At 38.3% G+C, this 6,648-nt stretch carries 7 protein-coding genes; 3 read left to right on the forward strand and 4 right to left on the reverse strand.

The genetic code is table 11. The features are described 5' to 3' along the window. Window positions 1–432: 432 nt before the first annotated feature. Window positions 433–1,185 carry a LytR/AlgR family response regulator transcription factor gene (locus F0364_RS11975; protein WP_207632632.1) on the reverse strand — a complete coding sequence of 251 codons (753 nt, stop codon included), beginning with the start codon at window positions 1,183–1,185 and terminating at the stop codon, window positions 433–435. 1 nt (window position 1,186) lies between these two features. Further along, window positions 1,187–2,068 carry a sensor histidine kinase gene (locus tag F0364_RS11980; protein WP_207632633.1) on the reverse strand — a complete coding sequence of 294 codons (882 nt, stop codon included), beginning with the start codon at window positions 2,066–2,068 and terminating at the stop codon, window positions 1,187–1,189. A gap of 55 nt (window positions 2,069–2,123) precedes the next feature. Between F0364_RS11980 and F0364_RS28915 the strand changes: the two genes are divergently transcribed. After that, window positions 2,124–2,267 carry a hypothetical protein gene (locus F0364_RS28915; RefSeq protein ID WP_207632634.1) on the forward strand — a complete coding sequence of 48 codons (144 nt, stop codon included), beginning with the start codon at window positions 2,124–2,126 and terminating at the stop codon, window positions 2,265–2,267. A gap of 44 nt (window positions 2,268–2,311) precedes the next feature. Here the strand turns inward: F0364_RS28915 and F0364_RS11985 are convergent, their stop codons facing one another. Continuing rightward, window positions 2,312–3,871: a tetratricopeptide repeat-containing sensor histidine kinase gene (locus tag F0364_RS11985; protein ID WP_153798028.1), complete on the reverse strand. Its 1,560-nt coding sequence runs from the start codon at window positions 3,869–3,871 to the stop codon at window positions 2,312–2,314. 581 nt (window positions 3,872–4,452) lie between these two features. On the opposite strand from F0364_RS11985, the gene F0364_RS11990 reads away from it, so the two are divergent. Together F0364_RS11990 and F0364_RS11995 are read left to right on the forward strand one after the other, a co-directional pair. Next, window positions 4,453–5,652 (forward strand): NHL repeat-containing protein, encoded by a 1,200-nt coding sequence (locus F0364_RS11990; protein WP_153798029.1) that lies wholly within the window; start codon window positions 4,453–4,455, stop codon window positions 5,650–5,652. A 119-nt stretch (window positions 5,653–5,771) separates the two neighbouring features. Further along, on the forward strand, window positions 5,772–6,395 hold the full coding sequence (locus F0364_RS11995) for a porin family protein (protein ID WP_153798030.1): 624 nt from the start codon (window positions 5,772–5,774) through the stop codon (window positions 6,393–6,395). Between the two features lie 71 nt (window positions 6,396–6,466). Here F0364_RS11995 and F0364_RS28920 read toward each other — a convergent pair. Further along, window positions 6,467–6,648, reverse strand: a 182-nt coding sequence (locus tag F0364_RS28920) for a hypothetical protein (RefSeq protein ID WP_207632635.1), incomplete at its 5' end; no start/stop codon positions are given.

Below are 6,648 nucleotides of genomic sequence, written 5' to 3' on the forward strand. Positions count from 1 at the left end.
ATTTTAAAGAATACAATCCAGCAGAATCCTCATTGATTTTGACACACTCTTACTTTGAATCCCTGATTAAAAGGATTGAAAGGTCACAACAGATCAACTGGAGTAAGCACACTAAAAGCATTACGAATAGACGATTCTGTATTGGTCAACAGTCAATTTATTGCGAAAGATCAGGAAGATTTGAAGAGATGAACTGAAGTCATTATTTCAGGTAGATCCTGCTTCTCCTTGCCTTTTCGATTTTGTCTTTGGGTACTTTGTAATATTTTCCCATCTCAGATACAATTTCGTTCCAATATTCTGCACTGCATTTACGCTGGTTAACCGGCTTCTCTTTTTTTAGACCAAGCGCATATTTGTCCTTGGATACTATGGATGGAATTTTTTCCAGGCCATTAATCAGTTGATAACCGAATACACAAATGAAGACTATTACTCTTTCTTTAACCCAAGTTTTTCGAGTAAAGCATCTTTTCTTGGTTTGGATACAACCAGCTTTTCACCAGTGTTCATAACAACATATCCGCCATCGGTTCTGGAGTAATTGGTAATTGCATTCATGTTAACAATGGTTGAATGATGTATGCGAGTAAAAATCCCTGTCGGCAACATCTCTTCAATATCACCCAGTGTTTTTGATATCAGCAACGGATGTTTGTCGCTGATGAAAACTTTGGTATAGGCGCCTTCGGCCCTACAATACAAAATAGATTGAGCGGATACAAACTGGTATCCATCCCTGCTTGGCAATGCAACTTTCTGCAGCAGCTCCGGCTGACGGATATTATGCAGCAGGTTTTGAATATTTATAACACCACCTGAAGCATTTATTTTCTCTTCTGCTTTTTTTATGGCAATTTTTAAGTCGCCCGCATCAATCGGTTTCAACAAATAATCGACGGCACTGATGCGAAAGGCCTTTGCTGCAAATTTGTCATAGGCGGTGGTAAAGATGATACAAAAGTCAATATGATCAAACATTTCAAGCATTTCAAACCCATTCATCCAGGGCATTTCAACGTCAAGAAAGATAAGCTGCGGCTTCAATTTCTTTATGGCCATAATTCCTTCCTTGGCTGAATTGCACATGGCCTGTATTTCCACATTGGCGCAATGTTTTGATATGTCCGCTGAAAGTGAATTGATGCAATGTTGCTCATCATCTATAATAATAGCGGTGATCATTTTAATATTTTTTGAAGGTAAGAATAACGCTCGTGCCCGTTGCATTTCCATGTTCATCTTTTTGGTCGATGATTTCAAGCGATGCATTTCTCTCATTAATCAGGTTATCAAGGTCAAGCCTGCTTTGTGTAAGATGCATGCCCTTTGAATGATGTGTTGAGTCGGTTTTAAATTTATTTTGTTTCGACATTTCCCTGCCAATTCCGTTATCATTTATCATACAACGAACTGCTTCGTTTTCGTTTTGTACACTTATGTTTACATAGCCTCCATCTTCTTTTGGCACGATGCCGTGCCATATCGCATTTTCAATAAAAGGCTGAATAATCAATGCGGGAACCGATAGAGATTTAAGGTCAATATTTTTATTTATATCAAACGTACAGCTGAATTTATTTTCAAAGCGCATGCTTTCAAGTTGTGTATATAACCTGCAGGTTTCTATTTCATCAAATAAACTGATCTCTTTTTTATCAGAGTTATTAAAAATAGTTCTGATCAATTTTGAGAATGTGGTCAGGTAATCAATCGCCTTATCATCTTCACCTGTCTGTATAAGAGATTTGATGGAATTCATGCAATTGAAAATAAAATGCGGATTCATTTGTGACCGCAACGCCTGGGCTTCGGATTCAATTAGTTTTATTTTCAGTTGCGCCTTTTTCTGTTCTGCCTTTCTTATTTCCCTGATATAGTGAACTAAAAAGTAAATTGCCGTCCAGCTTACAGTAATTATCGACACCTGGTAGTAAGCATAAATGGTGAAGTGAAAAAACTGGTCCGTAAGAGGGTTTTGTGGATTGGTACTTTGTTGGATTCCTGTAACCGTGAGTACCCAAAGAAAAAAGGCAGTGCCGAGAAAAGCCCATAGTGCGCTTAACAAAGACAGGTAAACTATTTGAAGTGCCAGCCTGTTATTAAATATTTTAAACCATTTTATGGTTAACCGCAGCGAATGGCTGAAAAATATTCCAAAAAAAGCGGTTGCAACTGCACGTATAAAAAAGCCTTTTCCTTCTGGCGAAGTAACAATATTTACAAAGTATAAGAATAAAGCAATAATGCACCATCCTATGAGCTGACATTTCCAGTATGTTGATATTTTTATTTTCATTGGCCGGGCATATTAAACTTCTATAAACCTTAGTATCACTGTTGTTCCGGTGGGTTGTCCTTCGTTGCTTTTTTTATCGATGACCTCAAGAGAAGCATTTCTTTCATGAGTCAAGTTATCAAGATCGAGACGGTTTTGAGTAAGACGCATTCCCTTTGAATGGTGTGTTGAGTCTGTCTTGAATTTATTTTGTTTCGACATTTCCCTGCCAATGCCGTTATCATCTATCGTACAACGCACTGCTTCATTTCCGTTTTGCACACTTATATTTACGTAGCCGCCATCTTTAGGTATGATGCCATGCCATATCGCATTTTCAATAAAAGACTGAATAATTAATGCGGGAACTGGTAGTGATTTCAGATCAATGTATTTATTTATATCAAAAGTGTAGCTGAATTTATTTTCAAAACGCATGCTTTCAAGCTGTGTATAAAGCTTGCATGTTTCTATTTCATCAAACAGGCTTATCTCTCTTTTGTCTGAATTCTGAAAAATAGTTCTTATCAATTTTGAAAACGTAGTTAAGTAACTAATGGCTTTGTCTTCTTCGCCTTCCTGTATCAACGCTTTTATCGAATTCATGCAATTGAAAATAAAATGCGGGTTCATTTGTGCACGCAGCGCTTTGGCCTCCAATTCCAGCATCTCTTTTTCATGTTTGGTTTTAAGTTTCTCCAGTTCTTTTTGCTCCAGTATCGCTTTGTATTTACGTCTCAATTGTCTTACCCTTATCCATACAAGAAGCGTAACAATCAAACCGGCTAAGGATGCAATAATTAGGATGAGTTTTGTTCTAGTTGCCGCTTTAGCATCAGTTTCTACCTGTAGTTTCTCGCGAACCTCTTCATGGTAGGTAATCGCCTGCACCTGCCTAATTCTATCAATACTTGCAATACTGTCTTTGGCAGCTTCTGCTATTTTAAAATACTCAAAAGCTTCGGGTATATTGTGCAAGCTGTCGTTCAAGACATACAACAATCGCGAAGCTGTATAAAGATTCTGCCGATCGTGAAACCTGTCTGCATTTGCCAATGCCCGTTTCGCATAAAATATTGCAGAATCATATTCATTTCGCCAATGAAATATTTGCGCCAAACTGTTTAATACGAACCCAAGATCCCTGTTTCGTTCTTTGTACCACACATAATCAGGAACATTTTGCCTGTAATATGTTAATACAGTTCCATCATCGCCTTTCGTCGAATAAATATCACCCAATATTCTTTCGGCAAGCAGCATTAATACACCATATGAAACAGCTCCCGCTAATGCATATCCATGTTGTGCATAGAGAAAAGCAGAATCAAGGTTATTCATTTTTAAATAAGTTTCAGCAATGCAAAGAATAGTGTAAGTATTGTCTGGCGGCTCACGTGTGCATCTATGAAAAATTTCCCATGTATCAAATGCCTTTGAATAATGATTGAGCGGATTGCGGTAATCACCCATCTCCCTGTAATCGTGACCTAACACGAGGTATGCTGCACCAACGCTGCCTGTATCGTTTAATTGCCTGCCTAGTTCGAGCTGCTGAGTTGCGTATTGCAATGATCGCAGGTAATCACCCATTTCAAACAATACATAGGCAATCTTCCCGGCATCCCAACACTGTTTTGTTAAGCAGTAATTATTTGCTTTGTTAATTGCGATAGCACGTTTAAACTCAATACGCAGGAATCCATCCTTTTTGCATCACGATAGGCCCAGCCTAAGTTTATATATAATTCTATTGAAGCGTTGCCTGAATCCGTTTTTGTTATCAGTTTTTTTAAACTGTCAACTTTTGACTGCTGTACCTTAACATATGCAGCATCTACAAGAATAATCAGCACAGACATTATGATCTTCATATGAAGGGCAAAACCATGGCGGCGCAACGTTTCATCTTCTAAATATAAAAATTATTTTCCTATTCTGTTATCTGTATTTGCAAGATGGCGTTCTCATTTTGCAGTTTTAAATAAATAACGAATAACTAAACTGAAAGCATAGTTTATCCTGCATCAGACGGGTGTTAATTACTGATATTTTAAAACTTGTCGCCGCTACAAATTGAAGTATCCCAATCGCAAATCCAAAGATTCAAACTGCTAATTCGCTATACACAAAAGTATGGGCCGATAATAATTTGTGCGCCTAAAATAATAATCATGGAACCTATACAAAAAACGAAAAACATATTAGCAACGGCATGTCTGCTGGTTTGCTTTTTTACCAATTGTAAGAAAAATGAATTAACACCTTCGGATACTGATTTGCAGAACATTCAGGCTGATAAAAGCAAGGCCAGGCTAATGTTAAACAATCCGGCTATTAACACCTTTGCAGGAAGTAATGTGTATGGTTATGCGGGCGACGGCGGCCCCGTTGCTTATGCTTTACTAAACAGTCCGTCAAACGTATATGTTGATAAAATAAGGAGGGATCTTTATATATCAGACTTAGGTAACAATGTAATAAGAAAGGTGGATGGAAGAACCGGCAGAATTACCACCGTTGCGGGAAATGGAAATGCAGGATTTTCAGGAGATGGCGGCCCGGCCACACAGGCAAGTTTAGCGTATGCATTTCATACCGCAACAGATAATGCAGGTAACCTGTACATTTCTGATTTAGCAAATAATAGGATTCGCAAGGTAGATAGAAGAACGGGCATTATAAACACCATTGCAGGGACAGGCGTACCTGATTTTAATGGTGATGGTCATAAAGCTTTGGAAACAAATCTTAATGAGCCGTTTGGCCTTGTTTTCGACAATAATGGCAACTTGATTTTTTCAGATGGTACAGGGCTTCGTGTAAGGAAATTAAACATGCAGACTAAAATAATATCCACCATTGCAGGCAGTGGCGATCGTGGATACGCCGGAGATGGCGGGTCTGCAAAGAACGCCAATTTTAATTTTATATGGAACATAACAGTGGATGAGGAATGCGGTGATATTTATGTCAGCGATGAATTCAATTACCGGGTCAGAAAAATAAATGCTCTAACTGATAAAATTTCCACCGTAGCTGGCAACGGAGTTTTAGGGAATAGCGGCATGGGCGTATTAGCGACAGAGGCATCTTTTGCCCAGCCTGTTGGTATTGCAATAGATAAGAATGGTAATCTTTTTATTTCGGATGAAATTCTTTCCCAGGTATATGCTGTAGATAAAAAAACAGGCATTATCAAACTTGTCTCAGGCAACGGAACCAACGGATTCGCCGGTGACGGCGGACCTGCCGTAAACGCGATATTATACCACCCTAACAGCTTGTCTTTCGATGCCGACGGAAACCTTTTAATCTGCGATGGCGGCAACAACAGGATTAGAAAAATAGGCAGACTCAACAGCGTAAACTAATTGCACTCCGCATGACTAATATTCTTGAGTGAGCATCAATCAACGATAATGTTGGAGTGCTTGTAAATTGACTCAATCACAATTAAACGCCAGTCATTCTTAACTAATAAAATAATTGTATGAAAAAGATTATCTATTTACTTATCAGTATGAGTATATTGGTAAGCTATTCCAATGCGCAAACCCATTTTGGTATTTCTGCAGGTATTTCATCTGCACTTGTTAGCGCAAAGCAGGGTGGAGTTACGTTAACCTCTGATGCCAAAGTCGGCTTTATCGGCGGATTAACCTTATCATCATCCATCTCAAACCATGTCGGCTTTCGTCCTGAATTAAATTTTGTACAAAAAGGGGGGACTGTAAATTTTTCCAATGAAGATATAAAGTACAATACTACTCTGAATTACATTGAGGTGCCGCTGAATGTGGTATATTGTGTAAATGGAAAATTCTTTTTCGGTGCAGGCCCCTCCTTCGCATATGGATTATCTGGTAAATATAAGATTACCGGCATGTATAATGAACATGGCGATTTGAAATTTGGCAACGGCGATGATGCAGACTTTAAACCTTTTGAGTTTGGCGTAAATCTATTGGCCGGCTGGCAGCTTAAGAGCGGGATATTTTTTATGATAAATTATAATGCAGGTATCAGTAATATTTCCGCCACAAGCGATGAAAAAGATCGTAACAACTATTTGGGATTAAGGATCGGATATATGTTTAAAGCTAAAACAAAATAGCCCTGTCAGTCAATGCATGAGTGTGTGAAAGTGCCGTTTGTTCTTTTGCCATATGATAAATATTCATTTATCTAATCCTGCATTTCAGCGAAAAAGTCAGGTGATTCTCTATTTAGCGTACTTCTGGATTCTTCGATTCTACTATGTAATTCGGCAACATTAAAATCAGGCCTGAATGTCTTTTTTAAAAATGTTACCGGGTCTGAAAGGTTTTTTTGGATAGAAAACTCAACGATATCTTCCGCAATGCGCA

The organism is Foetidibacter luteolus, assembly GCF_009650435.1.
GTDB classification, from domain to species: Bacteria; Bacteroidota; Bacteroidia; order Chitinophagales; family Chitinophagaceae; genus Foetidibacter; species Foetidibacter luteolus.